Below are 25,924 nucleotides of genomic sequence, written 5' to 3'. Positions count from 1 at the left end.
CGGCCCGAAGCATCCCGCCAAACCCTGTGACGATGCATCAGATCGGCGTGGACGATCCGCCGGACGTCAGCCGATCGGTACAGATCGGCGTCATTTTCCGACACCGCAGGTGAGCCTCTGCAAAAGTCCCGTTGCATACGATCCGCAGAGGCGTCGCGGGATCGCCATAGGCGCGCGCGACCAGCGCCATTCCGGTGGATGCGAAGATTTCGACGACAGAGGCATCGAGCAGGATATCGAGGGTCAGCCGATCCGCGAGCGGCAAGGGAGCCGTGACCTCGTTGGCAATCAGTTCCGATCCCGCGCGCGTCGGATTGAAATCCACCGACAGAAACGTCCCGCTGTGCTGGAGAGAGAACGTTCCGGCCGCGCGGCCCGAAAACTCCAGACTGATCCGGGCGGCTGTCGTATCAAGCGTGATCGTGCCCCCGGGCGTGCCGTCATGCAGAAGGGCGCCTTCGAGCGACGCGATCGCCGGGTGGGGTTGCATCCGGACCTGGCTATCGGCGCCCAGCGTCAGGATGCGCGGCAGCGACATCGCACCGGCCCAGCCTGCAACCAGCGCTGCCGGTCTGTGCGCCATGGTTTCGCTGATCCAGCCCCATAGCACCCGTTGGCCATTCTTGTCCGTCATGGAGCGCGCGGCATAGAACAATCCGTGGCCGATCTGCGTCACCCGTTCCGGCGTAAAACGTCTGCCATCCCATGTGCCAATGGCCGCCCAGACGATCCGGCTGATCGAATAGAGCAGCACCCATCGGTCGCCGAGCTGGAAGAAGTCAGGGCATTCCAGCGTGTCATCGAAAGAGGAATGCAGGTGGCTCGGGCCGTAGATGACGCTCTGGAACGTCCAGTGCTGCAGATCCGCGCTGCGATAATGGAGAACAACGCCGCCGATCCCATAGACCGACCCGTCCGACAGGCCGCCCAGCACCATCGACCAGCCCGAACCGTCACGCCACACCTGCGGATCGCGAAACGCCTTGATCCCCGGCGGATGCTGCTCGAGGATGGCGTTCTTCTGCCGCGTCCAGTGCATGAGGCCGAGATCGGAGACCGCCATGCACTGAACGGCCGGTTCGATGCCGGTATAGAGCGCGACCGCGCGATCCCCGTCGATCACAACGCTGCCGCTGAACACGCCTTTTGCGTCCGCGCCACCGGGTGTCGGCGCCATGGCCGCGGCTTCATGATGCCAGTGTACGAGATCGGGGCTTGTTGCATGGCCCCAGTGCTCGTCGCCGAAGGCCGCCCGGTCCGGGTTCCACTGGTAGAACATATGGTATCGGCCGCCCACATAGATCGGGCCGCATGGGTCGTTCATCCAGCCATGGGGTGCGATGAAGTGATATTGCGGTCGCAACGGGTCGGCAGCGAGGCGCGCGGCCAGCGGGAGCGGATCCGCGCGCACACCCGTGGCGAGGGCGGCCGTGCCGCCCGCGAGGAACCAGCGGCGTGGGATGCTCACTTGGTTGCGACCAGCTTGACCATGAGCGCTTCCAGTCGCGGCACGTCCACCGTCATGACGACCTGTTCGCGCTGCTCGTCCAGATCGGGCTGATAGCCGGGCGTCCAGGACAGGATGTCGCCATAACCCGCGCTGAACTGCGTGTTCACGTCGATATAGAGACTGGCGCTCGTCTTGATCAGGCTCGGATCGAGCCAGATCGCCGCCGTCATCTCGTCCCAGAGCGGGAAATTCGTTGCCTTGCCGCGCAGATTGTGCGCGATCGGTGTATCGGCAGTGCTCAGGCGGTGGACAAGATCGGCATTCATTTCGGTTTCCGTTGCCGGATCGGCCGGTACCATGACGATCCTGCGCCACGGTGCCCGCATCACGATGCTCGCCGCTTCGGGATCGAAACGGATGTTGAACTCGCGACGCGGCGAATTGACGAATTCGCGTGCGAACTGCGCCGAGGCCTCGCTGGTCAGCTTGCGGCGCGGGCCGAGGCTGCCGCCCATGTAGACCAGCTCCTTCGCAAGGCCCGCAAACTCCGGGTCGAGCCGCTGGGCCAGGGCGAGGTTGGTCATGGGGCCGGTCTCGATGATGCTGACCTGGCCCGGATACTGATGCACCATGCGGATCATGAAGTCCGCAGCCCGCTCGGACGACGGCCTGATGTGCGGATTGCCCTCCGGCAGGTCGGGCACGACGTCCGGACCGTGATAGGGTGGCAGCGGCTGCGTCGTCGGCTCCACCCACTGGCGCATCCACGCGCCGCGCCAGGTCAGCTTCCCGTACAGACCTTCCCAGCGGTCGGTCAGCTTCTCGGAGTTGAGCAGGGGATAGGTCGCGCCCGCCAGAACCGGCACATCCGTGCGATTTGCGATCTCGACGCCGCGCAGCGCATGGGCTGTCGCCTCCTTCTGCCACAGATCGCCGCTGACGGTCGCAACGCCCAGCACCTTCACGCCCGGCGCCTTGAGCACCATCCACTGGGCCAGCGCGAAACCGTCATCGTCGAGGATGACCAGACGGGGCTCGGCCGCGTGGGCGGAGGCGCCGAAAGCGAGGGCCGCCGCCAGTCCGAGAACTGAGCGCTGCAGGCGGGAGAAGGCGGGAAGGGCCATGAGGATGTCTGATCTTTCCTGAAAAGCGGGTCAGCGGGCGCTGCGGTGATAGGGCATGCCGAGGGAAGCGGGGGCCGCCATGGCGCGGCGCAGGCGGGGCAAGGCCACGACCGGAACGATGATGCACAGGATCGTGCCGAGATAGGGCAGCGTGTTGAGCATCGCGGGGGCTACCGGCCAGCCGCGCGCCTGCCCCATGAAGCCGATAGCGGTCACAAGGCCGAACAGAAGCCCCGACAGCACGGCAATGCCCGGTCGGTAGCCTGCGAAAATCACGAGGGCGACGGCGATCCATCCACGACCCGAAACCATGCCGTCCGACCATACCGGCACGACCGCCAGCGTCAGGTCGGCACCTGCGGCACCCGCCAGAACGCCACCGGCCACGACCGCCAGAACCCGCAGGCGCGTGACCCGGATGCCGACCGCATCGGCCGCGGCCGGGTTTTCGCCGACCGCGCGCAGGTCGAGGCCCATGCGCGTGCGGAACAGCCAGACATGTGCCAGCACCGGGAGTATCGCGAAGATCAGATAGACCAGCAGGTTCTGCGCGAAAAAGGCAGGGCCGATCAGAGGCAGGCGGGACAATCCCGGGATCGCGATCGGCTGAAAGATCGCGGGCACCGGCATGCCCGCGACCGAGCGACCCATGACGGCGCTGAGGCCGATGCCGAGAAACGTGGTCGCAACGCCGCACAGCACCTGGTTGGCGCGCAGCACGACGGCCGCCAGCGAGAAGAGGTATGCGCCAAAGCCACCCGCCACCATCGCCGCCAGCAGCCCGACCCATGGATCGGGCACGACATTGACCATCAGCACGGCAATCACCGCACCGACCGACATCAGGCCCTCGACGCCGAGGTCGACCACGCCTGCGCGCTCGGCAATGACCTCGCCCAGCGCCGCGAGCGCCAGCACGCCGCCGGAGAGGACGGCATGGCTCAGAAGCCCGCTCAGCAGCGCCATCATGATGTCTGTCCCGAAGTCTTGGGCTGGATCGCAGGCCGCGCATAGGCCGACAGTTCGTCACCCACGGCGATGGCCATCATCACGAGGCCGGTAATCGCGAGCACGGCGGAGGCGCTGATCTGCGCCGTCTGCAGGACGATCCCGGTATCGAGGATGAAGCCCATCAGCAGGGCTGCCGGGATCAGCGCCAGACAGCTGCGGCGCGCAAGGATCGCGACCACGATGCCGAGATAGCCGTAATTATTGGCAAGACCACCCTGAAGCCGATGCACCGTGCCGCTGACCTCGATCATGCCGGCAAGGCCTGCCAGGCCACCCGACAGCAGGAGCACGATCAGCACGTTGCGGGAGACCGCCATGCCCGCATAGCGCGCGGCTTCAGGATTGGCACCGACGACGGCCGATTCGTATCCGAACCGGCTGCGCGAGAGAAACGCGGCCAGTGCGATCACGGCCAGCAGGCTCAGGAAGAAGCCGATATGCACGGCGCCCCAGACTTCCGGCAGGCCCACGCGCAGACGCTCGGTGGAGGCAAGGGCGCCGGTGACGTGGTCGGCCCACGGCCCGGTTGCCAGATAGAACACAATGAGGCTGGCCACGAAGTTCAGCAGCAGCGTGGTCACGATCTCGCTGACCCCGAGCCAGGCGCGCGCCGCCGCCGGAAGCGCGATCCAGACCATCCCGGCCAGAATGCCGCCCACGGCCATCAGGGGAATTTCGACGATCGCAGGCATCGTGCCGAACAGCCCGATCGCGGAGGCCGCAACTGCGCCAGCATAGAACTGCCCTTCCGCGCCGATGTTCCACAAGCCCACGCGCACACCCACCCAGACGGCAGCCCCGGTCAGCATCAGCGGCGTCATGAACAGCGCCAGATCCTCGATCCCGAAGCGGGAGCCGACCGTCGAGCGCAGAATCAGCGTCAGGAGTTCGAGCGGCGGTCGCCCCATCGCGGCCAGCGTGATCCCGACGATCATGACCGCGACCAGCAGGCCGAGTGCCCGCCCGATCGCAACACGGCGCGCGGGCACGATGGACAGGCGGGTCATGTGCACGCTCATGCCGCGACACTCCCTTCCGTGCGCCCGCTCATCAGGGCGCCGATCCGGTCGCGGTCAGCTTCGCTGCGGTCGATCACGGCCATGAGCCTGCCTGCGCACAGCACGGCGATTCGGTCCGACAGGGCGAAAATTTCATCGAGGTCCTCCGACATCAGCACGACGGCGACGCCCCGGTCCCGTGCCTGCGCCAGCATCGCGCGCATGGCGGCGATCGCGCCGATATCGAGCCCGCGGCTCGGATAGCTGGCCACCAGAACCGCAGATGCGATGCGGATTTCGCGCTCCAGTACAAGCCGCTGTTGATTGCCGCCGGACAGGGCCCGGATCGCGACATGCACGCCGGGCAGCATGACACGCGCGCGTTCGGCAAGCGTCCGGGCGAAATCCGCCGCCTGTGTGGCAGAGAACCGGCCGCCACCGCCAACGGGCGGACGATCGTATTCGCGCAGCACCGCGTTGTCCGCGACGGACAGCGATGGGGCGAGCGCATGGCGCAGGCGATCCTCCGGCACATGGCCGACGCCGTTATGGGAAAAAACGCGGGCGGATGCGCCGGTCACGTCGCGCCCGTTCAGCGTGATCATGCCGCCGGACGGCGCGCGCAGCCCGGTCAGAAGCTCGCCGAGCTCCGGCTGGCCGTTGCCGGTGACACCCGCGACGCCCAGCACCTCGCCTGCGCGCAACTCCAGATCGAGCGGATGCAGGCGAATGACATCGCGGTCGTCCCGGGCCGAAACGCCGTGCAGCACCATGGGTGTTGCAGCGGCCATGTCACGTGGAACGCTGCGCGGATAGGATTCGTCGAGCGTTGCGGGGCGGCCGATCATTTCGGTGACGAGATCCGGGATCGTGGTCTCGGCCGTGCGATGGGTGCCGACGAGACGGCCATGTCGCAGCACGGAGATCCGGTCCGACAGCGACATGATCTCGTCGAGCTTGTGACTGATGATGATGACGGCCCCGCCTTCGTCGCGGAAACGCCGGAGTGCGCGGAACAGTTCGGCGACCTCGACCGGACTCAGCACCGCTGTCGGCTCGTCGAGGATCAGCAGCCTGGCGCCGCGCGACAGCACGCGCAGGATCTCGACGCGCTGCTGCTCGCCCGCCGAAAGCGTCTCGACCGTCGCATTGCTGCGGATCGGCAGGCCGAACTGCGCGGACAGGGCATCGGCCCGGGCTTCGAGCGCGCGCGGCGACAGGCGTCGCGGCGTTTCGCCCCAGCCCAGATGCAGGTTTTCGGCGACCGTGAAGCGCGACACGAGCTTGAAATGCTGGTGCACCATGCCGATCCCGGCCGCGATCGCCGCATCGGGGCCTGCGAACTGCACGCCGTAGCCATCGAGGATCAGTTCGCCCGCATCCGGCTGGTATAGCCCGGTCACGACGTTCATCAAGGTCGACTTGCCGGCCCCGTTCTCGCCGAGAAGCGCGTGGATCTCGCCGGCATAGACGTCGAGCGACACGTCTTCGTTGGCGATGACGCCCGGGAAGTATTTCGCAATCCCGCGCAAGCCGAGGAGTGCGGGCACACCCGGTGCGAGGCCTGCCGGACGCGTCGCGGGATCGGGCGGTGTCTCAAGCAAGACCGGATACTCCGCGCAACGGCCAGTCCCAGCTGTAGAGCGCCATGTCGTCCATGGTCTGGCCGGGGGCGACCCGCATCCGTCCGGAGGCATCGTGGATCGGACCGACGAAGGGCGACCACCCTGCCAGCATCTTCGTGCGCGCGGCATCGGCCTGCATCCGGACCGACTCCGGTACGTTCCGCCCCCAGGCGTCGCGGTCCACGCCGTGGCCCAGCGTCAGGAAGTGCGCATCGGGCCGCCATGTTCCACGCAGGCGGTCGCCGATCTGCTGCACGTAATACGGTGCGAAATCGAGCGTGACCGAGCTGACATAGGCATCGGGTCCGAAACGCCGCATGTCGGTGTTCCACATTGCGGCCCAGACATGGCGCTCCTGAGCGACGCGCAGATAGGCCGGTTCGTCCATGATGCCGCACAGGAAGTCGCAGCCGCTGTCGACCAGCGCGGCTCCTGCTTGATTGGCGCCCTGCGGGTCGAACCATGCGTTGATCGAAATGACCTGCATGGTGGCGTTCGGGTTGACCGATTGCGCGCCGAGCAATGTCGCATTCGCGCCCGCATAGACCGAGCTGATCGGAAAGGATGCGACATAGCCGAGCCGACCGCTCTTGCTCAGGAGCCCTGCCGCGATGCCGATGATGTAGCTCGCGTACCAGTGAGTGATGTAATACCAGCCGAGATTGCCGCTCACGTTGCGCCCGTCGCATTCCATGAAGGCGACCTCAGGCGCGCGGTCGGCGACATCGCGGATGAAATCGCCATAATTCGACGTGGCCATCACCATCTGCGCGCCTTCGGCCACGAACTGGCGGAAGATGCGGGTCGCATCGGCCGAATAAGGAATGCTCTCGACGAAGATGGTCTTGAGCCGCGGAAAGGCCGCACGCACGGCCTCCACGCCCAGGTCATGCTGATGGGTCCAGCCGCCATCGGTCACCGGACCGGTATGGCCGAATGCGATCAGTGCGTCCTGCTCGCGGATCGGTCGCAGTGCGGATGCGGCCGCCGGTCGCAGGGCAGCAAGGCCTCCAGCGCCAAGAAGTGTGGCGCGTCGGGTCAGAAGGGCGGTCACGCTCAGTGATACTCCGGAATGCCGGGCATCGTGATGAAGCCGGGCAGCGCGCGAAAGCTGCGGATGAAACGACGCAGTTCGGGGAACAGGTCGTGCGGAACTTCCAGGTCATGGCTCAGTGCCGCGACCGGGAACAGGGCGATGTCGACGATAGAGGCGTCCGGGCCTGCAATCCAGTCGCTGCCCGCATGGCGCTGTGCGCTCAACTGGTCCTCGATCATGCGCAGCAGACGGCGACAGGCCGGCGGATTGGGCGTCTGCGGCATGGATGCCAGCAGCGCGTTCCGGCGCAGATCGGAAAACGTCACCAGCATCTCGTCCGCGCGGGTGACCCAGGGCGATGTGGTCGGGACACGCCATGGCGTGTCCCGTGCCAGGAAATCGAGGATTGCCAGAGGCCCGCGATGCGTCCCGTCTGTCCCGGTCAGAACAGGGCCCTGTACCGCAGCCTCGGAGGTTGTATGGATCGTCAGCCGACGTCCCATCAGGGCCGCGCCGAGGCGCACGGCGTAGCAGCGATCGTCCAGCGCCCAATCGTGAAGTATCATGTCAGCATGGCTCAAAGGTGCAACTCCCATGCCACCGCTTCCCCACGCTCGATCGAATCGCGCGTACGTTGCGCCCAGAGAGCCGCATCCGCTGCATCGGCGGGGTTGGCTACGGCGACATGCAGCATGGTCGTTTCGCCATCGGCTGCATGAACCGCGCAGATCAGGCCATCTCGAGACAGCACCGGATCCTGACCGATGCCCAGGGCCGCTGCGACCGTCCCTCGCGCGCTCTCGATTGCAATGCTCCGGGCGGCCGTGAACGCCCCATCCTTCATCGCAGGCAGGGATTCCGACCCGTCGTGGGCGAGCCAGACAAAACCGTGTGCCTCGTCCGCCCGCCATGTCCGGGCGCGGATCGTTCCGGGCGGCGAGAGATCGGGGTGCGCTGGAATATGGCGGCAGCGCCCTTCGCCGTCGAACTGCCAGCCGTGATAGAGGCAGGCGAGGCGCCCCTTCCGCACGAACCCGAAACTCAGCCGCATGCCGCGATGCGGACAGCGGTCTTCCCAGGCATGGAGAATGCCTGCCTCGTCGCGCCAGAGCACGACTTCGTCGCCGTGCAGCCGGACGGGAGCCACGGTGCCGGCGGGGATGTCGGCGCCCAGCGCCACGGGATGCCACATCGTCATGTCGGCCACAGCGTCACAGGCATCGGTCGGATTCGCAAGCCTCGCTCGTCATGTCGTCCACGATACAATTACCCGGTCCCAGTGCGCACGCCATCTCGAACATGCCGAGAAGCGCAGGTTCGCCCGCGACGAGCGCCTCCACCAGTCCGGGAGCGGTCCGGAGCGAAACGATCCGAAGCGCCAGCAGTGCGGCACGCTGGCGCGTGAACGCGGCGAAGAGCGCGCAATCGAACCGCCCGCGAATGCGATACCGGCGGGAATGCGCATCCGGGAACGGGTCGTTATCGGATGCGAACATTTTGCCTCTTGCCGCGTCGGCCATGCGGTTTAGTGTCTCGGTCCCACAGCAGTGCCGCTGCGGAAACGGTTCCGGAGAACCTCGACCGATGTGCAATGCCGCGCAAGAGGAAATGATCGAGACCGAGACGCTCGCGCAATGGTATCCGCTCGCCTGCCTGGCGGACGTCGATACGCTGCCGCAGACGACCATGTTGCTCGGTCGGGACGTCTCATATGCCGCGGTCGGCGACGGCTGGTCCGTCAGGACGAACGGCACTGTCCTACCGGCTCGCGCGCAATACGGGTATCTCTGGACAGCACTTGCCGACCCGGTGCGCGATATCGCGGTCATTCCCGAAGCGGAAGAGCCGGATCGCAGGCTTGTCTGCTGCGGATCGATCGCCGTTCGCACCTCCGGCCTGCGGATCGTCGAAAACTTCCTCGATCTTGCGCATTTCCCATTCATCCACACCGATGTTCTGGGTGCGGAGCCGCAGACGGAGGTGGCCCGATACCGCATCGAAACGCGTGACGACGGCGCCGAGATCTGGGCAGTCGACTGCACCTTCTTCCAGCCGCAGGCCGCGCTTTCCGCATCGGGCGGGATCATGACCGACTACACGTATCGCGTCGCGAACCCCTTCTCGACGCTCCTGTACAAGACCTGTCCCGCCGCACCCGGCCGGCAGGATGTGATTGCCCTGTTCGTCCAGCCAATGACACAGACCGTCTGTCGCGCGCATCCGGTGATGTTTCTGGTCGATGCGGCGTCGGCACAGGACGGGCTCGTGCAGTTCCAGCAACTGATCTTCCTTCAGGACCGGATCGTTCTCGAAAACCAGCGGCCCCGTCTGATGCCACTCGATGCCTCGACGGAAATTCCAACGCTCGCGGACCGATCGTCCGTCGCCTATCGCCGGTGGCTCAAGGCACGGGGTGTACGATACGGGGCCGCCGCATGAGCGAATTCGTCGTCTGCGGACGGTTGCTGGACACGCTCGCACTCCGCGAGGCGACGGCAGAGGTCGCGGCACTCCGGATCGATGCAGAAGGCGTTATCGTCGAACGCGCGCCGGACGGCACGGACGCGTTCGACGCGCTCCGCCTGCGTGACGATGCCATCGTGCTTCCACCCGATCATGTGCTGATCGCAGGGCTTTCGGACCTGCACATTCATGCGCCGCAATGGCCACAGGCCGGTCAGGCGCTGGACAGGCCGCTGGAAGACTGGCTCGGCGCCTACACTTTTCCACTCGAGGCGCGCTATGCCGACCCTGCGTTTGCAAAGGCGGTATATGCTGACCTCGTGCTGTCCCTGCTGGCCTGCGGCACCACGAGCGCTCTGTATTTTTCGACCATTCATGAAGAGGCCAGTCTGGAGCTGGCGCGGGCCTGTCTGGCGCACGGACAGCGGGGCTTTGTCGGGCTGGTCGCGATGGACGATCCGGGCCTCTGTCCTCCGGATTATCGTCACGCGAGTGCCCGGGAAGCGCTCGATGCGACGCGGCGCTTCATCGCTGCCGTCCGGGCCTTGCCGGGTAACGACCGTGGCCTGGTCCAGCCCGTGATCACGCCACGCTTCATTCCTGCCTGTTCGGACGCGCTGCTGGAAGGCCTTGGCGCGCTGGCGCGCGAGACAGGCGTGCGGGTGCAGACGCATGCGTCCGAAAGCGACTGGGCGCATCAGCATGTCATCGAGCGCCTTGGCTGCACCGATAGCGAGGCACTGGACCGGTTCGGCCTTCTGCGACCGCACACGGTCCTTGCGCATGCGAATTTCATCGATCGGGACGACCGCGACCGGATCCGGGCACGGGACGCGGCCGTCGCCCATTGTCCAATTTCCAATGCCTATTTCGCAAATTCCGTGCTGCCCCTCCGCGAGATCCTCGATGAAGGCGTGCGCTGCGGCCTCGGCACCGATATCGCGGGTGGCTACACGCCGTCGATTTTCGAGAACGCCCGGCAGGCCGTGACGTCCAGCCGTCTGCGGGAAAGCGGCGTCGATGCCGGCAAGCCGCCTGCGCTGCGCGGGGGTGTCGCCGGTGCGCGCGTCGATTTTCTCGAGGCATTCTATCTGGCGACGCGCGGCGGGGCGGAGGCGCTGGGCGTCTCCGCCGGTGCCTTGCGACCCGGCATGATGTTCGATGCCGTGGCCATCGCGGGCCGCCGGGGACATCTTCGATTGCAGGACGATGACACGGCCGCGACGCTGGTTCAGAAAATCGTCTGTCACGCCGGCCGCGAGACGATCGTCCGGGTGTGGGTCGATGGCCGCGCCATCAAGCTGAAATCTGACGAGTGAAAAAGGTGATCTGTCGATGAGTGACGTGCGCAAAGAGGTATTCTGGCCGAAGAAGCGTTGGTGCGACATGATCTCGCGGCAGTTCCGTGCCCTTCCGTCCGAGACGGTCGCGATCCTGCCGGTGGCCGCGATCGAGCAGCATGGGCCGCATCTGCCGGTCTATGTCGATGCCTGCCTGAACGAGCATCTTCTGGATCGCGCGCTCGATCTGCTGCCCGACAGCGTTCCGGCCACGGCCCTGCCGATTCAGTCGGTCGGCAAGAGCGAGGAACATATCGCCTATCCCGGCACCCTGACGCTCAGTGCCGAGACCCTGACGCGCGTTCTGATCGAAATCGGCGAATGCGTCGCACGCGCGGGCGTGCGCAGGCTCGTCCTGCTCAATTCCCATGGCGGGCAGCCGCAGATTCTCGATATCGTGGCGCGCACACTGCGTCGCACGCACGACATGTTCGTCGTCTGCGTCGGCTGGTCGCGTTTCGGCGTGCCTGACGGCCTGTTCACCGACGCGGAGCGGCGCTTCGGTATCCATGGCGGCGATATCGAGACGTCGCTGATGCTGCATTTCCGTCCCGATCTGGTCGAGATGGAGCGCGCTGGAAACTTCGCGCCGTGGCCTGCGGAACTTGCGCAAAGCGCGCGCTGGCTTGAAGCAGAGGGACGGGTGGGTTTCGGCTGGCTCGCGCAGGATCTGCACGCATCGGGTGCAGCCGGCGACGCCAGCATCGCCACTGCCGAGAAAGGGCGCGCGGTGGCGGACCAGTGGGTTGCAGGCTTTCTCGAACTGCTGGAGGAAATCGCAGCCTATCCGCTGGACCGTATCGTGCCGGCGCATGGAGCGCTCGGGCTGTGAGCGGCGTGGACGCCTTCGCAGCGCAGCTCGGCGACATCCCCGTCCAGACCGAACCCGCGCTCGTGAAGCGGAAAAGCCGTGACTTCTACTGGTATAGCCCGGTCCTGAAGCGTCAGCTCGACGACCGGTTCGGTGAAATCGTCGTCCTGCCGCGCGACGAGGCGGATCTGATCGCAATCGTCGAGGCGGCGCGCGCAACCGGAACCAGTCTGACCCCCCGGGGTGGCGGGACGGGCAATTATGGTCAGGCGGTGCCGCTGGAAGGTGGCGCCATCGTCGACATGACGGGGCTATCGCATCTGTTGTGGGTGCGGGACGGGATCGCCCGGGTGCAGGCCGGCATGAACATGCTGGAACTCGACCGGGCATTGCGGGCGCAGGGATGGGAACTGCGCATGTATCCATCGACCAAGCGCACCGCGACGATCGGCGGCTTTCTCTGCGGCGGCTCGGGCGGCATCGGGTCGGTGCGATGGGGCGGCCTTGCAACGCCGGGCAATGTCTTGGCGGGGCGCGTCGTTGGTGCCGGTGACATGCCCGAAGCGGTCGAGGTCCGTGGGCCGGCCGTGCGCTCGATCCTGCATACGTACGGCACGACGGGTCTCATGTCCGAAGTCGAGATCACGGTCGAGCCGGCCGTCGCATGGCAGGACATGGCCGTAGCCTTTCCCGATTTCGCGCAGGCAGCGGCATTCGGACGCGACATTGCGATGCAGGCGGGCGTTCAGAAAAAGCTCGTATCGGTCATGGACGAGAAGCTCCTGCCGTTTTTCGGCAGCCTTCGTGACAAGGGGCCGGCCGGGGCGGCCCTCGTATTGCTCATGATCGCGCCATCGGGCGTCGAGACGACGCGGGAGCTGGCAACGGCTGCGGGCGGCGTGGTGTTTCACGAGGCCGATACGCTCGAAGCTGAGAACACGCCCGGCCAGACGCCGCTCTACGAGCTGACCTGGAACCACACGACCTTGCAGGTTCTGAAAAAGGACCGGGGATACACTTATCTTCAAAGCGGATATCCGCCGGACGGGACACTGGACAAGGTCGCGGAAATTGCCACGCTGTTCGGCGACGAGGTGATGATGCATCTGGAATTCATGGTCATGGCGGGAGGGATTTCCTGCGCCGCTCTGCCTGTCGTGCGCTTCAGCGACGAGGCGCGCCTGAACGACATCATCGCGGAACATGAATCGCGTGGCGTGCTCATCGCCAATCCGCATGTCTGGACAATCGAGGAGGGGGGCATGCATCGCGTTGCCTCGCCCGACCTTGCGGCCGAAAAACGTCGTTATGATCCGTTGGGGCTGATGAATCCGGGCAAGATGCTCAGCGCGGGGCTTCTGTCATGAGCGGGCTCGATGATGCCTTCTTCCTGCGACAGGCCTTTGCAGTGGCCCGTCGCGCGCGCGAAGGCGGAGACCATCCGTTCGGCTCGATCCTGGTCGATGCGGACGGGACGGTGCTGATGGAGCAGGGCAACGGCTTTTCGGCCGAGGGCCACGACATGACGGCCCATGCCGAACGTCTGCTGGCCAGTCGTGCCAGCCGGACATACGGCAGCGCGCGTCTTCGGAACACGACGCTCTACAGCTCGGCCGAACCCTGTGCGATGTGTGCGGGCGCGATCTACTGGTCCGGAATCGGCCGGGTGGTGTACGGGCAGTCCGAAGCCGATCTGAAGGCCGCTACCGGCGCGCATCCGGAAAATCCCACGCTAGATCTTCCCTGCCGCACCGTGTTCGCGGCGGGCCAGCAGATGGTCGAGGTCGTCGGCCCGATGCTGTCGGACGAAGCGGCACTGCTGCAGGCTGAATTCTGGGGCGACGCGTCATGATCATGATCAAGGGCGGTCATGTCATCGTCAATGATATCGCCGGACGCGTTCTGGAGCGGGGAGACGTCCTGATCGACGGCGACCGGATCGCGGATGTGGGTGTCGATCTGCCCGTCCCGCCGGGCGCGCGGGTGATTGATGCCCAGAACCGCATCGTCATGCCGGGTCTGATCGATGCTCACATGCATTCGAACGAGGCGTTCGAAATGGGGCGGTACGATAACCAGCCCCTCGAACTCTGGCTGAATGAGGTCTACCCGCTTTTCTATCTGCCTGATCTGCCGCCCCGGCTGCATTACCTGCGCGCGATGCTGGTCGGCATCGTGTCGATCCGATCCGGCGTCACGTCCCTGCAGGACGACCTGATCGACCTGCATTTCAAGCCGACGGCGGTCGATCAGGCGGCACAGGCCTATCGGGACCTCGGTCTGCGCGGCTGGATCACGACGTCGATGTGGGACGAGGATTACGTTGCAAGTCTGCCCTACATGGACGAGATCCTGCCGGCCGAGGTCCGTGCGCGCATTGCCGCGCAGGACGGCACCGCCACCGAAGCGCAGATCGAACTGCATGAAGAACTGCGCGCGATGTGGCACGGGCGCGACGGGATCCGCATCATCCTGGGACCGAGCGGACCGCAGCGCTGTTCGGAAAAGCTCCTGCGTCATGTGGCCGAAATCTCGGAACGAGACGATACGCCCATTCATTGCCATGTGCTGGAAACGCGCACGCAGGCCGTCACCGGTCAGCGCAAATACGGCATGACCCTGCCCTCCTGGCTGCGTGAGACCGGATGCATGACGCATCGGCTGACGATGAACCATGCGATCTGGCTGACGGATGCCGATATCGCGATGATGGGTCAGGCGCGCTGCTCGATTACCCACAACCCGTTGGCCAATCTCAAGCTGGGATCGGGCGTCTCGCCTGTGCGCAAGCTTCTGCGTGCGGGTGTCAACGTGGCGCTCGGCTGCGATGGGGTGGCATCGGCCGATACGGCGAATCTTCTGCAGGCATTCCGGCTGGCCTCATTGATTCACAAGATCGGCACGCCGGATTACGAACAATGGGTCAGCGCGCACGAAGTGCTGCACATGGCAACCCACGCCGCAGCGCGCTCGAGCCTGATGCAGGACGAGGTCGCCTCCCTTGAGGTCGGAAAATCCGCCGATATCATCCTCCTCGATCGCAACGAATGGGGAATGATCCCCATGTACGACCCGATCCGGCACCTTGCGTTCAGCGCGGGCGAAGACGTGGTGCGCACCTCGATCATTCGCGGCCGGGTGGTCATGGAAGAGCGCAGGCTGACGACGATCGATGAAGACGCGATCCGCGCCGAAATCGTCGATATGGCGAGATGGTACAAGCGTGTCATCTGCCCCGAGCTGTCGCGTCATGCCGCCGTCAGCGCGCCGTGGGTCAAGGCGATGTATCAGCGCGCGCAGACGGACACGCTGGACGATGCGTTCGACGTCCGTCGCACAGCGCCGCTTGCATGAGCCTACGCGCGTGCCCCTGATCGGCCGACGGACATTCGCGACGCTGGCACTCGCTGCCATCCCCGGTTTCGCCCGGGCGACACGGCCGTTTCGCGTCGCGCTGATCATGAACGGGACGATCGGCGACGGCGGCTGGAACCAGCTTGCCTATATGGGATTGCAGCAGGTGAGCCGCGCAGGCTGCGTCACCGGTTATGCCGAAAACGTAGCGCAGGCCGATGTCATGGCCATGTCCCGGGGGTATGCCGAGGACGGCTATGATCTGGTGATCGGCCACGGTTTCGAGTTTACCGCGACATTTCAGGAAATCGGTCCGGATTATCCCGATCAGTCCTTTTTCGTGACGGCTTTCGCGCCTGATGATACGATTCCAAAAAATGTCGCATTCGTCGATATGAATTATTATGCCCTGTCCTACGCCGCCGGTGCGCTGGCCGCGCTGATTGCTCCTGCGGGGCGCGGCGTCGGATTTGTCGGCGGCCAGGATAACCCGTCCCAGAGACGCATGATGTATCGTTTCGAGGACGGTGCGCGCGCGACCGTTCCGGGGATCAACGCGATGGGCATCGTTCCGGGGGATTTCAACAATGCGAGCCTGGGGCGGGAAGCGGCGTCGACCATGATCGGCCATGGTGCCGGCGTGATCTGGCATGCGGCGGACGTCACGGGACTGGGTGCGCTTCGTGGCGCTGAGGAAGCGGGCGTGCGCGCCATCGGCTGCTACACCGATCAGTGGATGGTGGCGCCGAAGGCCGTCGCCTCCAGTACGGTCATCAATATTCCCTGGATGGTCGAAGAGATTGTTCGTCTGACGCAGGCGCGCGCCTTTCCGGGCGGCGGCATATGGGCGCCGCGTCTCGATCAGCTTTGGGCCATGAAATGGCGTGGCGGCACGGTCAATCCTGCTCTCGTGACAGCCGCGGCGGCTGATCGTTTTGCGCAGATCTGGTCCGGCCTTTCGAACGGCACGATCAACCCGCAACCGGCGACGGGAGGCTGACATGCCGGTCTATGCACTCGATCATGTCAGCAAGACATTCGGTGAGGTGGTCGCGCTCGACGATGTCTCTCTGGAAGTGCGTCCCGGCGAAATCCACGTGCTGCTGGGCGAGAACGGGGCGGGCAAGAGCAGCCTCATGCAGGTGCTGTATGGTCTCTACCGGCCCGATGCCGGCTGCGTCCGGATCGACAGCGTGGCACATGCCTTCGAGAGCAGCGCCGATGCGCAGGCCTGTGGCATCGGCATGGTGCATCAGGAATTCATGCTCGTGCCGACCCTGAGCGTGATCGAGAACATCCTGCTCGGTCGTGATGAAGGGCGCGGTCCTTTCAGGCAGTTTCCGGACTGGTCAGCGGCCCGACGCAGGATCGAGGCTCTTGGGGCCGCGCACGGGCTGCGTCTCGACTGCGCGGCACGGATCGAAACCCTGCCGATCGGCGTGCGGCAGCGCGTCGAGATCATGAAACTGCTTTACGGAAAAGCGGATCTCCTGATCCTCGACGAGCCGACCGCCGTTCTGGCGCCCGACGAGATCGCGGGTCTGTTCGCCTTGCTTCGGCAACTGCGCGATGCAGGACATGCCGTGCTGCTCGTCACGCACAAGCTCGCGGAAATCATGCAACTGGCGGACCGCGTCAGCGTGATGCGCCGCGGACGGATCATCGAGACCCGGGCACGCGGAACCTACGATCTCGGTGCGTTGTCGCGCCTCATGATGGGTGACGCGCCGGCGCTTCCGATCCGATCCCGGATCGCGCCCGCTGCCGAACGGCTTCTCGTGCGTGGACTTCGTCTTCCGGGAAACAGGATCGGTGTGACGTTTTCGGTAAGGGCAGGCGAGATTTTCGGAATTGCCGGCGTGGATGGGAACGGTCAGACTGAACTCGCCGATGCCATCGCGGGTCTCATGCCCGCATCGTGCGACGCACTCGTGCTTGACGGCCATTCCATTGCCGGTCTGAGCGTGGCGCACCGTCGCGCGGCGGGCGTCGCGTATGTGCCCGCCGATCGTGGGCATGTCGGGAGTATCGGTGCAGCCACGTTGGAGGAGACGGCCGAGCTGGGGAGACGCGCGCGGGGATTCCTGCTCTGGCCGGATGCGTTGCGCGCGCGCGCGCGCGCTATCCTCGAAGCAGGTCATGTCGTGCCGGCCGACCCGGCATTGCGCACGGCGTCCTTGTCGGGTGGCAACCGGCAGAAGCTGATCGTCGCGCGCGAGGTGTCGGGCAGACCGACCGTGCTGATCGCGGTCTATCCGACCCGTGGCGTGGATGTTGCGGCGGCTGCGGCAATCTGGTCCGAAATCGATGCCCTGCGTCTGGAGGGTGCGGCCGTCGTTCTGATTTCGTCCGATCTCGACGAGATTTTTGATCGCGCGGATCAGATCGCCGTCCTCAGTGCGGGCCGCCTGACGCCGGCCGTTGCACGTGATGAGGCGGATCTTGGTGAACTGGCGCATGCAATGGCGGGAGTGCACGGCAATGCTGCGTGAACGATGGCGCCAGGGGCTGGCTGTCGCGTGTCTGGTCGCCCTGACCATAGGGCTTCTCCTGCCATTCCATGTCGCACCCTGGCGTGCATGGTGGGACATCGCGACCTACGCCGTGCGCTCGCGTCACGGGCTTTCGGCTGCGTTGATTGCCATGGCGCCGTTGGAGTTCTGTGCGCTTGCGACGATCGTCTGCTGGCGCTCGGGCCTGCTCTATCTCGGCTTTGACGGCTGCTACCTGGGCGGCGCGCTGGGCGCGATCCTGACGGCCATCGTCTGGCCGGGCCTGAGCCCGTGGGCTTTCCTGCCGCTGTCGCTGATCTTCGCATTCGCCCTGGGCGGATTCTGGGCGTCCCTGACGGGCATCGCACGCGCCCGCTTCGGCGGGAACGAAGTCCTCGGCTCCCTCATGATGAACTTCGTTGCGATCTTCATCGTCCAGTATCTGGTGAGCGGCCCGATCCGTGCCGGCAGCGATCTCCCGCAGACGGCAGCCCTTGCACGCGCGCAATGGATGCCGCGCCTTGCCGGCCTTCATGCGCATGTCGGCGTGCTCGTGGCGGTCCTGGCCGCAATCCTGCTGGCCGGGCTGCTGTCCATGACGCGGGCGGGTTATGTCCTGCGCATGACGGGCCTGGGCCCTCAGGCTGCCCGCTACGGCGGGATTGCCACGGGTCTCGTGTGGGTCATGGCCGCGATCGGCGGCGGCGGTCTCGCAGGCCTTGGCGGCTGGTGTGACGTGCTGGGGCTTCAGCACCGGCTGATCGACGGAATGGGACAGGGCATCGGCTTTCAGGGCATCGTCGTTGCCATTCTCGCCGGACTGCATCCCCTGCGCACCGTGCCGGTGGCATTCATCTATGCCGCGTTGATCGCAGGCGGCGGTGCGATGCAGCGCGATTTCCAGATCCCGTCCGCCATCGTCTCGATCTTCGAAAGTCTGCTGGTGCTCACGGCTCTTGCGTTGCCGGCGCTCAGGCGCGGACGGTTGACGCGCGCATGAGTGCGATCCTGGCACTGCTTGCGACCGGGCTTCGGCTCGCCATGCCGATCCTGATCGCAGCACTTGGCGAGACATTCGCGGAAAGCGCAGGCGTCCTCAACATCGGTCTCGAGGGCATGCTCACCTTGGGCGCATTCGCGGGCTACGTCGTGGCAGAGCACACGCATTCGGTCGTGGTCGCCCTGCTTGCGGCGATTCCGACGGGTCTTCTGGGCGCGGAACTGCTGGGATGGTTCGTCATCCGGGCGCGGGCAAGCCAGCTTGTGGTCGGCGTATTGTTCAACGCACTGGCGACCGGCGTGGCTGCGTACCTTTACAGGCTGGACTGCCCGCCAGGCGTGACGCTGGCGACGCTGACCCTTCCGAAGACGGACGCCCTGGGGCTCACGCTGCCATTCTATGCGCTCCTCCTGCTGGTTCCTCTCGCCGAGATCGCCCTGCGGCGGTCCCGCGTCGGCCTGAACCTCCGCGCCGCCGGGGAAGCGCCTCAGGCAGCGGCGACGGCCGGTCTCGATGTCGAACGTCTGCGGATGTGGGGCTTGCGACTGTCCTGCCTCGCCGGCGCTCTTGGAGGCGCCTATCTCGTGGTGTGCCAGATCGGGCTGTTCCGGGAATCCGTCGTGGCGGGGCAGGGCTTTGCAGCGCTGGCCATGGTGATCTTCGGGCGCTGGCGACCGATTGCCGTTGCAGCCTGCGCGGTTCTGTTCGGCTGTCTGGATGCGCTGCAGTTCGTCATCCAGCTCGACGCGGCCCGCATGCCACCACAGTTGTTTCTGGCGTTGCCTTATCTGGTGTCGGCGCTCGCCATATCAGGCCTTTTCGGCCGTGCCCGGCAGCCTGCGGCGCTGGGTGTGCCGTGGCGCCGCGAGCAGCGGGACTGAAGCCGCCGGGCAGGTGATGTCAGGCGCGGCTCACCCCATCAGCGACACGTGTGCCGAAATCACGCGCCAGCCATCGGGACCGCGCCACCAGGTCTGGCTCTGCCGCCCCCGCTTGCTGCCGCCAAGCCGCTGGAACTCGATATTGACGCAGCCGACGTCGCTGCCGATCGTCGTGATGACGCGTTTCAGATTCTCGCGCGGCGGGGAGCCGCCGGTCCGTGCGCGCCGGAAGGCCGCGATTTCTTCCGCGCCGTAAAGACATTCGGTGACGCCGTAGCGCACGACCTCCGGGCCGTCATGGAACAGGCGATCGAGCGTTTCGATATCGTTGTCGGCCAGCGCGCGCTCGTAAGCGTCGGACGCTATCTCCAACTCCTGAAGGATGGCGGGTTCGTTGAGCCTCGTGTCCATGGCCACTCTCTGCGGTTGTTGGAAAGGCGAACTTATCGCATCCTGCGCCCATACGGCAGACGTAATGAATGTGGAGCATCCGAAATGACCGAAACGATCGTGCCATCGCAGGCGCTGGCCTTCCGCGAGGCGATGTCGCTGCTGGCGAGCGCCGTGACCATCGTGACGACCGACGGCCCCAATGGCCGCCATGGCTTTACCGTGTCGGCGGTCAGCAGTGTCTCGGACAGCCCGCCCACGCTGCTCGTCTGCGTCAACCGCAACGCCAGTTCCCATCCGCATCTGCTGGCGCATGGGAAACTGGCGGTCAATGTCCTGTCGTCCGCGCATGATGCGCTGTCGGGCGTGTTCGCGAGTTCCAAGTTCGACATGGAGACACGCTTTGCCTCGGGCCGCTGGACGGTCGGTGAAACGGGCCTGCCGATCTTGGAAGATGCCCTGGCGACGCTGGAATGCCGTGTGACGGAGACGGCCGATGTCGGCAGCCACACCGTCATTTTCGCCGAGGTCGAGCAGATCGTGGTGCCCGGCCATGATGCACGCGGCCTCGTGTGGTTCCGCCGCGGTTACGTTTCCGTCTAGGCGTCTCCGGCGTCGGCAAATCCCGAGATCGAATGTGGGTCGGTCGCATGCCAGTCCAGCAGCATGATGTCGTTCGAGCCCTGCCGCCAAAATTCGGCAGGGCAGAACAGGCGTCTTTGCGGGCCCATCGACCAGTACCGTCCCAGCAGATGGCCGTTGACCCACGCATAGCCACGTGGCCATGTCCCGAGATCCACGTAGATGTCGGCAACGGTCTCCAGATGGACGTCCGCCCGGAACAGGACCAGACCCGCGCGCGGTGTGGTTTCAGGGAGAGCCCGCAGACGAGCGACATCAGCCTCGTCCAGAGACAGGCCCTGAATTTTCCAGCCCGTGACAGGCATGTCGCCAAGCATCACCGGACCGAGCAGACCCTTGCGGTCGCCGAGCGCCGGCCCGTAGCCGATATGGCCGAAGCTGTCGATCAGCACCTCAAGCCTGGCGGGATGCGCGCGCGCCGGAATAGCGATCGAGGTATCCGGATGTGGCGGCTGCCCCTCCCGCCAGACGCGGGAGACCGTGCCGATATCGGTCTGGTCGAGGAAGACACTCGCCACATCGTGGACGGCACCCAGATGCAAGGTGGCGGCAGGACCCGCCGGGAGCATGCACGTATAGCGACCAATGCCATGAGGCTGATGAAGCGCCGTCTCCAGTGACTGCGGAATGTCACTGGAGACCGCCCGACCAAATGCGAGTCGCGGGTCGCCGCCGTGGCGGGCCATCACCGGCTGGAAATCCGAAGCGCGTGACAACTCCGGCAGCGGCCGGGAAGGACGCCCGGTAACGCCGGCCAGCATCGCGCGCATGGACTGATATTTCGCGCTCGGGTGGCCATTTTCCGTGATTGGCGCATCATAGTCATAGCTGGTCACGACCGGCTGGAACCGGCCGCCGTCATGTCCCGCATTGGCCCCGGCTCCAAACCCGAAATTCGTGCCGCCATGCGCGACATACAGGCTGAAGGACAGGTTCCGCTTCAGGATCGTGCGGAAATCGGACTCGAAATCCACGCGCGCCATCGACTTGTCGCCCCAATGCGTCAGCCAGCCGGGATAGGCCTCGCTGATCCAGACCGGGCCGCCGGGCGAAAGCGTTCCGGGCGGTGCCGTCTCGCCGTCCAGTCCGACAGCCACATCGTGCAATGTCGTGCCTGCCGCGCGTAGCTGCGGCAATCCGTCGGCGATGGAGAACGGGCCCTCGATGCCGTTCGAACGCCAGCACGTCGCGATCGCCTCGAGATAGGTGCGATCATGCCCGAAGGACGCATATTCGTTCTCGACCTGAAGCATCAGGATCGGGCCCCCGTTCGATGCCATATAAGGTGCCACGAGGGATGCGATCAGGGCGATATAGCGTGATGCCGGGCTCAAAAATGCGGGATCGGTGGTGCGCAGCCGCACATCGCCTTCATACAGAAGCCATGCCGGCAGTCCGCCCAGATCCCATTCCGCGCAGACATATGGTCCGGGGCGTAGATAGACCCACATGCCCTCCGCCCGGCACAGTTCGAGAAACGCAGAAATATCGCCTCGATCGTCGAATACGAAGCGGCCGGGTTGCGGCTCGACGACGTTCCACATGATGTAGACGGACACGGTGTTGAGCCCCATGGCACGCACCATCTGAATGCGCTGACGCCAGCAGGAGCGCGGGATGCGCACCGGATGAAGTTCTCCGGCTCGGATCTGGAACGGCTGTCCATCGAGCGCAAAACCGTCGGGCACGAACGTCAGATGATGCGGCCGCCCATCCGGAACGGGCTCATGTACTGGTCTTGCGCGCGCCGCCGGAGCGGACAGCGTTGCGAATACGCCGATGCGCAGGAGATCCCGTCTGGTCGGCCCGCCGGTCATGAAACGTCAGTTCTTTGCTGGTATCAGCTCAAGAGTGCGCAATTCGAAAGGTGCGAGGGTGATGACCACAGGCGTATCGGCATCCAGCGTGCCGGGCGTATTGCCGTGGCTCCACAGCGCATGCGCGGCGAAACGGGTGGTCTCGCCGTCCGGCAGTTCCAGTGCCCGACGCAGATCGAGCAGGAAACGTTGCGGCCGGTCGTCAGGATTGCGCAATGTCAGAAATGCTTTCTGCGGCGTCCATGCGGCCCACCCATAGACTTCGAGACGACCGGGATCTCCGCCCACCCAGTGGCTGTCCCGCAGGATATCGGCATTCGTGCGTGCCCATTTTGCCGTCTGCGCGATCAGGTCCCAATCCTGCGCATGCAGCAGGGATGGCGTGACGTACAGCTCCTGCTCCTGCGTGCCGGTCGCGAAGAACGAATGAACCTCGTCGGCAAAATCATGTCCCGGATCGGTGTTCAGCCGCTGGTTCTTCTGCGCGAAGATGATGCCGTGCAGCATCAGGGAGTTGAGCGGAAAAAGCGGCGCCCGGACGACAATGTTATGATACGTGTCGCTGTCGCGATAGGTGATCCATCGCTGGCGTTTCGTGCCTACGCCCAGCAGCATGTCGTCTTCGCCACCACGCCAGATCGAATCCGCGTAACACAACCAGAACGGGGAAGGGTAGGTGCCCGTCGTCAGGTTGATATAGGTCTGCGGCTTGTCGGCCCGAATGTCGCCGATCAGATGAATCGCCGCGTCGAAATCGCTCATGAACGGGCTGCCGGGAACGACCTTGTCTGCATTGCCGGTGCCGTCGAACTTGAACTGGTTCACGCCCTGGTCCAGCAGATGCATGACCACGTCATGAAAGCGCTGATAATAATGCGGGCCGGACAGCGCAAACCCGTCTCCCGCCGTTTCGTAGCCGAGTTTGCGCCCTGCCTCGACGCGCATCTGCACCGGCTTGCCGTAGCCGCCCCACGGACTCAGCCAGATCCCCGGCTGCGCGCCATACTGTCGGGCGAGATCGGCGAGGGGTGCGAATCCTTTCGGAAAATCGCGGCTGAAATCCCAGTTTCCCTTGTAGTCGTCCCAACCATCATCAAACAGGAAGGAGTCGAGCTGTACGCCGCGCTTGCGCACGAGTTCGTCGCCGAACGTGCGGATCCGATCCTCGGCCTGCGCCTGAGTGTAGGGTGTGAAATAGCCGATATCGTACCACGAATTATAGTTCAGGAACGGCCGGTAGGGGTGCGCGCGCTGCGCCTCCAGATAGAGCTGGAAATCCCGTCGCATCTGCCCGTGCCGGACAACGCCTGCCACCGCCGACACATCGAGCGTATGGCCGGGCTGCAGCGGCAGCGCCTGCGGCAACGTCAGGCGGGACCGGCCATTGAACGCGAGATTGTTGGACAGAGGATTTTCGATGCCGAAATACATGTCCCCGATCACGACGGGCGAGCCGTCGACATCGCCCGAGACCTCGCCGTCGTCGTCCCAGGCATCCAGCAGGTCAACGCCCTTGATCGGGAGGGGGGCGCCATTCGCCGTGACGGAGATCAGCTCGCGCAGGTAGGGCGATTGATCCCGCTGCTCGAGACGCCATGCGACCGTCAGACGATTTTTCGGATCGTGGAATGTCGCACGCAGTGCAAGACCCTCTTTCTGATCCGCAGCCCTGGCAGCTTCCGGATCGGCCGTGATCCGTGTCAGTTCCGGCGCGTGATCGAGCGTCAGCATGGCGCTCGTGATCGTCTCGCCGGTCGCAAGGCGGATCGAAAACGGTGCGACGAGGTGCAGGCTCCGATTGCCGTGCAGACGGTCGATAATCGCGGCGTCCGTCAGGCGATTATTCGACGTGGTCCAGGTAAAGCCGATCGCGGCATTGCCGAACTGACCTCCTGTCGCCGAAAGCGTGGTCCGCGGCGCGCCCGTCGTCAGCGGAGGCTGCGCGGCGAGGGCCGTGCCTGACAGAAGGGCAGCGAGAGGAAGAAGGCGTTTTGCTGTCATCAGAACCCGCTTGAAACCGAAACCACGAGGCCGAAACCGCCGCCGACCGTATAGAGCGGCTGGCTTCCCGTAATCGTGTGACCGTAGACACCCTTGATCGTCTTCGCGGTGAAGCTTCCGCCGCCGGAAGAGAGATATTTGTTGTCCGTCACGTTCAGGACATTGAGCTGTACCTGGGGCGATTTCGCAAGCCATACATTGCGGAAGCGATATCCCAGCGTGATATTGCCGACCGCATAAGCCGGCAGCGTCGCGTTGTCCATGAAGGTCGAGTATTGCGAGCTCACATAGCTCATGTAGCCGTTGCCGAAAATATGGCCATTGTCATAGGAAAGGCCGGTATTGACGGTGAATTTCGGGCTGTAGATCGCGATTTTTCCGGCACTTGGAATATAGTCGGTGCCGTTGCCGAGATTGTTGTCCAGCGTCGCGTGCAGATACTGGAACGAGACGTAAGGGCTGAAATAGTGCCACGGCCGCAGGCCCAGCGCCACCTGGACACCGCGTGAGGTCTGGCCGCCCGCATTGATGTAGGTTGAAATCAGCCGGCCTCCGAAATACTGCGAGGTCGAACTCTGGCGATTGCTCATGTTGTAATTGAAGACCGAGGCGCTGACGTTCACGAGGCCGGTATGGCGCCATCCGAGCTCCTCCGAGATCGAATATTCCGCCTTCAGATTGGTCGCGTGTTCTTCATCGACGGTCGGGCTGTTGGCGTCCCACAGGTTGCCATAGACGAGGATTCCGCTGGGTTCGCGAAAGGCCGTGGCAGCGTCGAAATAGATCTGGTCATGCTTCGTGAGCTTGTAGCTGACGGAGACCTGCGGCAGCGGCTCGGCGTCGCTGCGGCCGTAATTGTAGTCGTCGCCCGGGATCAGGTTCGTCGAGTGATAGGTCAGCATCACGTATTTGAAGCCTGCATTCAGCACCAGGCGATCGTTCAGCATCTTGTAGGTGTCGGACAGGAACAGGGCATTGGTCTGCTCGACAAGATGGATATTGAACTGCATGATCGGCGTGCCGGTGTCGGTCAGGATCGGCGACTGGCCCCAGAAATTGGCGGCAAGCCCGTTGGCGCCCAGCGGTTCGAACGGAGCCTGCTCCGTGTGATTGTAATACTCGTACCAGTAGCCTGCCTGCAGCTCATTGTGGCCGCGCTTCCATGAGAGCGTGTTGTTGAACCCGGTGACGGTTTGGTTGAAGTTGTCGACGGCAAGGATGGCGGCCTGCCCGTCCATGTTGCCCGGAATATTCAGGTTTCCGGTCGGCTGCGTGCCGTTATAGCCATATTCGTTCTGGTCCTGGCCGTCATTTCCGGCCCCGTGAAAATGCATCCAGTAGGGCTCGGTCGTAAGCGTCAGGCCATGGCCGAGATTGAGCGACACGGGCGCTCCGATGATCAGCGAATGGCGCTGTTCGGAGTTGAGCTGGTAATAATTGGTGTCTCCTAGAGCCGTTCCACGTTAATCCGGTTCATATCCTGCTGCTT

Annotated in this window: 24 protein-coding genes; 11 read left to right on the top strand and 13 right to left on the bottom strand. The window is 64.8% G+C overall.

The window, feature by feature from the left end; all coding sequences use genetic code 11:
- Positions 1–37 precede the first annotated feature (37 nt).
- Genes B8446_RS08270 through B8446_RS08230 form a run of 9 tightly spaced genes read right to left on the bottom strand, consistent with a single transcriptional unit; the run spans position 38 to position 8,740 of the window.
- Entirely contained in the window at positions 38–1,468 is a 1,431-nt protein-coding gene (locus tag B8446_RS08270; RefSeq protein ID WP_048848885.1) for a glycoside hydrolase family 32 protein, read from the bottom strand.
- The gene (locus B8446_RS08265) at positions 1,465–2,574 is read right to left on the bottom strand and encodes a nucleoside hydrolase (protein WP_048848884.1); all 1,110 of its coding nucleotides are present in this window, start codon (positions 2,572–2,574) and stop codon (positions 1,465–1,467) included. The genes B8446_RS08270 and B8446_RS08265 overlap by 4 nt, the downstream gene beginning before the upstream one ends.
- 30 nt (positions 2,575–2,604) lie before the next feature.
- On the bottom strand, positions 2,605–3,543 hold the full coding sequence (locus B8446_RS08260) for an ABC transporter permease (RefSeq protein ID WP_048848883.1): 939 nt from the start codon (positions 3,541–3,543) through the stop codon (positions 2,605–2,607).
- Entirely contained in the window at positions 3,540–4,592 is a 1,053-nt protein-coding gene (locus B8446_RS08255; RefSeq protein ID WP_373277139.1) for an ABC transporter permease, read from the bottom strand. Before B8446_RS08255 ends, B8446_RS08260 begins: the two co-directional genes overlap by 4 nt.
- 8 nt (positions 4,593–4,600) lie before the next feature.
- A complete protein-coding gene (locus B8446_RS08250) occupies positions 4,601–6,187 on the bottom strand; it encodes an ABC transporter ATP-binding protein (protein WP_048848881.1) in 1,587 nt (528 codons plus the stop codon).
- The gene (locus tag B8446_RS08245; protein WP_373277138.1) at positions 6,180–7,262 is read right to left on the bottom strand and encodes a BMP family ABC transporter substrate-binding protein; all 1,083 of its coding nucleotides are present in this window, start codon (positions 7,260–7,262) and stop codon (positions 6,180–6,182) included. The genes B8446_RS08250 and B8446_RS08245 overlap by 8 nt, the downstream gene beginning before the upstream one ends.
- A gap of 2 nt (positions 7,263–7,264) precedes the next feature.
- On the bottom strand, positions 7,265–7,810 hold the full coding sequence (locus B8446_RS08240) for a glutathione S-transferase C-terminal domain-containing protein (protein WP_048848879.1): 546 nt from the start codon (positions 7,808–7,810) through the stop codon (positions 7,265–7,267).
- A gap of 11 nt (positions 7,811–7,821) precedes the next feature.
- Positions 7,822–8,442, bottom strand: a complete 621-nt coding sequence (locus B8446_RS08235; protein WP_048848951.1) for a Rieske (2Fe-2S) protein — start codon at positions 8,440–8,442, stop codon at positions 7,822–7,824.
- Positions 8,443–8,455: 13 nt separating this feature from the next.
- Positions 8,456–8,740: an acylphosphatase gene (locus B8446_RS08230; RefSeq protein ID WP_148505911.1), complete on the bottom strand. Its 285-nt coding sequence runs from the start codon at positions 8,738–8,740 to the stop codon at positions 8,456–8,458.
- A gap of 88 nt (positions 8,741–8,828) precedes the next feature.
- Between B8446_RS08230 and B8446_RS08225 the strand changes: the two genes are divergently transcribed.
- From B8446_RS08225 to B8446_RS08180, 10 genes are read left to right on the top strand one after another with little or no spacing between them, the layout of a single operon-like run.
- On the top strand, positions 8,829–9,683 hold the full coding sequence (locus B8446_RS08225; RefSeq protein ID WP_048848878.1) for a (2Fe-2S)-binding protein: 855 nt from the start codon (positions 8,829–8,831) through the stop codon (positions 9,681–9,683).
- Positions 9,680–11,026, top strand: coding sequence for an amidohydrolase family protein (locus B8446_RS08220; protein WP_048848877.1), 1,347 nt, complete (start codon positions 9,680–9,682; stop codon positions 11,024–11,026). The genes B8446_RS08225 and B8446_RS08220 overlap by 4 nt, the downstream gene beginning before the upstream one ends.
- A gap of 16 nt (positions 11,027–11,042) precedes the next feature.
- On the top strand, positions 11,043–11,879 hold the full coding sequence (locus B8446_RS08215) for a creatininase family protein (RefSeq protein WP_048848876.1): 837 nt from the start codon (positions 11,043–11,045) through the stop codon (positions 11,877–11,879).
- On the top strand, positions 11,876–13,225 hold the full coding sequence (locus B8446_RS08210) for an FAD-binding oxidoreductase (RefSeq protein ID WP_048848875.1): 1,350 nt from the start codon (positions 11,876–11,878) through the stop codon (positions 13,223–13,225). The genes B8446_RS08215 and B8446_RS08210 overlap by 4 nt, the downstream gene beginning before the upstream one ends.
- The gene (locus tag B8446_RS08205) at positions 13,222–13,710 is read left to right on the top strand and encodes a nucleoside deaminase (protein WP_048848874.1); all 489 of its coding nucleotides are present in this window, start codon (positions 13,222–13,224) and stop codon (positions 13,708–13,710) included. The genes B8446_RS08210 and B8446_RS08205 overlap by 4 nt, the downstream gene beginning before the upstream one ends.
- Positions 13,707–15,212: an amidohydrolase family protein gene (locus B8446_RS08200; RefSeq protein ID WP_053053770.1), complete on the top strand. Its 1,506-nt coding sequence runs from the start codon at positions 13,707–13,709 to the stop codon at positions 15,210–15,212. Before B8446_RS08205 ends, B8446_RS08200 begins: the two co-directional genes overlap by 4 nt.
- A 10-nt stretch (positions 15,213–15,222) precedes the next feature.
- Complete coding sequence (locus tag B8446_RS08195; protein WP_048848948.1) at positions 15,223–16,212, top strand: BMP family protein; 990 nt, start codon at positions 15,223–15,225, stop codon at positions 16,210–16,212.
- 1 nt (position 16,213) lies between these two features.
- Positions 16,214–17,704, top strand: a complete 1,491-nt coding sequence (locus B8446_RS08190; protein ID WP_048848873.1) for an ABC transporter ATP-binding protein — start codon at positions 16,214–16,216, stop codon at positions 17,702–17,704.
- Positions 17,694–18,704 carry an ABC transporter permease gene (locus B8446_RS08185; protein WP_048848872.1) on the top strand — a complete coding sequence of 337 codons (1,011 nt, stop codon included), beginning with the start codon at positions 17,694–17,696 and terminating at the stop codon, positions 18,702–18,704. Before B8446_RS08190 ends, B8446_RS08185 begins: the two co-directional genes overlap by 11 nt.
- Complete coding sequence (locus tag B8446_RS08180; RefSeq protein WP_048848871.1) at positions 18,701–19,585, top strand: ABC transporter permease; 885 nt, start codon at positions 18,701–18,703, stop codon at positions 19,583–19,585. Before B8446_RS08185 ends, B8446_RS08180 begins: the two co-directional genes overlap by 4 nt.
- Before the next feature lie 30 nt (positions 19,586–19,615).
- On the opposite strand, the gene hpxZ is transcribed toward B8446_RS08180, so the two are convergent.
- Positions 19,616–19,996: an oxalurate catabolism protein HpxZ gene (gene hpxZ, locus B8446_RS08175; RefSeq protein WP_048848870.1), complete on the bottom strand. Its 381-nt coding sequence runs from the start codon at positions 19,994–19,996 to the stop codon at positions 19,616–19,618.
- Between the two features lie 84 nt (positions 19,997–20,080).
- On the opposite strand from hpxZ, the gene B8446_RS08170 reads away from it, so the two are divergent.
- Entirely contained in the window at positions 20,081–20,578 is a 498-nt protein-coding gene (locus B8446_RS08170) for a flavin reductase family protein (protein ID WP_048848869.1), read from the top strand.
- Here the strand turns inward: B8446_RS08170 and B8446_RS08165 are convergent.
- The 3 genes from B8446_RS08165 to B8446_RS08155 are packed head-to-tail and all read right to left on the bottom strand — an operon-like array spanning position 20,575 to position 25,835.
- Positions 20,575–22,434, bottom strand: coding sequence for a beta-galactosidase (locus tag B8446_RS08165; RefSeq protein WP_048848868.1), 1,860 nt, complete (start codon positions 22,432–22,434; stop codon positions 20,575–20,577). The two genes, B8446_RS08170 and B8446_RS08165, sit on opposite strands and share 4 nt — an antisense overlap.
- A gap of 6 nt (positions 22,435–22,440) precedes the next feature.
- Positions 22,441–24,435 (bottom strand): alpha-amylase family protein, encoded by a 1,995-nt coding sequence (locus tag B8446_RS08160; RefSeq protein WP_053053768.1) that lies wholly within the window; start codon positions 24,433–24,435, stop codon positions 22,441–22,443.
- Positions 24,435–25,835: a TonB-dependent receptor gene (locus B8446_RS08155; RefSeq protein ID WP_373277140.1), complete on the bottom strand. Its 1,401-nt coding sequence runs from the start codon at positions 25,833–25,835 to the stop codon at positions 24,435–24,437. The genes B8446_RS08160 and B8446_RS08155 overlap by 1 nt, the downstream gene beginning before the upstream one ends.
- Between the last annotated feature and the right edge of the window lie 89 nt (positions 25,836–25,924).

This window comes from Tanticharoenia sakaeratensis NBRC 103193, assembly GCF_000963885.1.
Lineage (GTDB): Bacteria > Pseudomonadota > Alphaproteobacteria > Acetobacterales > Acetobacteraceae > Tanticharoenia > Tanticharoenia sakaeratensis.
The sequence above is the reverse complement of the archived record's forward strand: the minus strand, read 5'-3'. Positions and strand labels throughout refer to the sequence as shown.

Coding starts and splice junctions, on each gene's coding strand:
- B8446_RS08220 (WP_048848877.1), top strand. CDS start 9,680: ATGAGCGAATTCGTCGTCTGCGGACGGTTGCTGGACACGCTCGCACTC.
- B8446_RS08230 (WP_148505911.1), bottom strand. CDS start 8,740: ATGTTCGCATCCGATAACGACCCGTTCCCGGATGCGCATTCCCGCCGG.
- B8446_RS08255 (WP_373277139.1), bottom strand. CDS start 4,592: ATGACCCGCCTGTCCATCGTGCCCGCGCGCCGTGTTGCGATCGGGCGG.
- B8446_RS08215 (WP_048848876.1), top strand. CDS start 11,043: ATGAGTGACGTGCGCAAAGAGGTATTCTGGCCGAAGAAGCGTTGGTGC.
- B8446_RS08180 (WP_048848871.1), top strand. CDS start 18,701: ATGAGTGCGATCCTGGCACTGCTTGCGACCGGGCTTCGGCTCGCCATG.
- hpxZ (WP_048848870.1), bottom strand. CDS start 19,996: ATGGACACGAGGCTCAACGAACCCGCCATCCTTCAGGAGTTGGAGATA.
- B8446_RS08160 (WP_053053768.1), bottom strand. CDS start 24,435: ATGACAGCAAAACGCCTTCTTCCTCTCGCTGCCCTTCTGTCAGGCACG.
- B8446_RS08200 (WP_053053770.1), top strand. CDS start 13,707: ATGATCATGATCAAGGGCGGTCATGTCATCGTCAATGATATCGCCGGA.
- B8446_RS08170 (WP_048848869.1), top strand. CDS start 20,081: ATGACCGAAACGATCGTGCCATCGCAGGCGCTGGCCTTCCGCGAGGCG.
- B8446_RS08240 (WP_048848879.1), bottom strand. CDS start 7,810: ATGATACTTCACGATTGGGCGCTGGACGATCGCTGCTACGCCGTGCGC.
- B8446_RS08260 (WP_048848883.1), bottom strand. CDS start 3,543: ATGATGGCGCTGCTGAGCGGGCTTCTGAGCCATGCCGTCCTCTCCGGC.
- B8446_RS08185 (WP_048848872.1), top strand. CDS start 17,694: ATGCTGCGTGAACGATGGCGCCAGGGGCTGGCTGTCGCGTGTCTGGTC.
- B8446_RS08235 (WP_048848951.1), bottom strand. CDS start 8,442: ATGACGATGTGGCATCCCGTGGCGCTGGGCGCCGACATCCCCGCCGGC.
- B8446_RS08205 (WP_048848874.1), top strand. CDS start 13,222: ATGAGCGGGCTCGATGATGCCTTCTTCCTGCGACAGGCCTTTGCAGTG.
- B8446_RS08190 (WP_048848873.1), top strand. CDS start 16,214: ATGCCGGTCTATGCACTCGATCATGTCAGCAAGACATTCGGTGAGGTG.
- B8446_RS08225 (WP_048848878.1), top strand. CDS start 8,829: ATGTGCAATGCCGCGCAAGAGGAAATGATCGAGACCGAGACGCTCGCG.
- B8446_RS08265 (WP_048848884.1), bottom strand. CDS start 2,574: ATGGCCCTTCCCGCCTTCTCCCGCCTGCAGCGCTCAGTTCTCGGACTG.
- B8446_RS08165 (WP_048848868.1), bottom strand. CDS start 22,434: ATGACCGGCGGGCCGACCAGACGGGATCTCCTGCGCATCGGCGTATTC.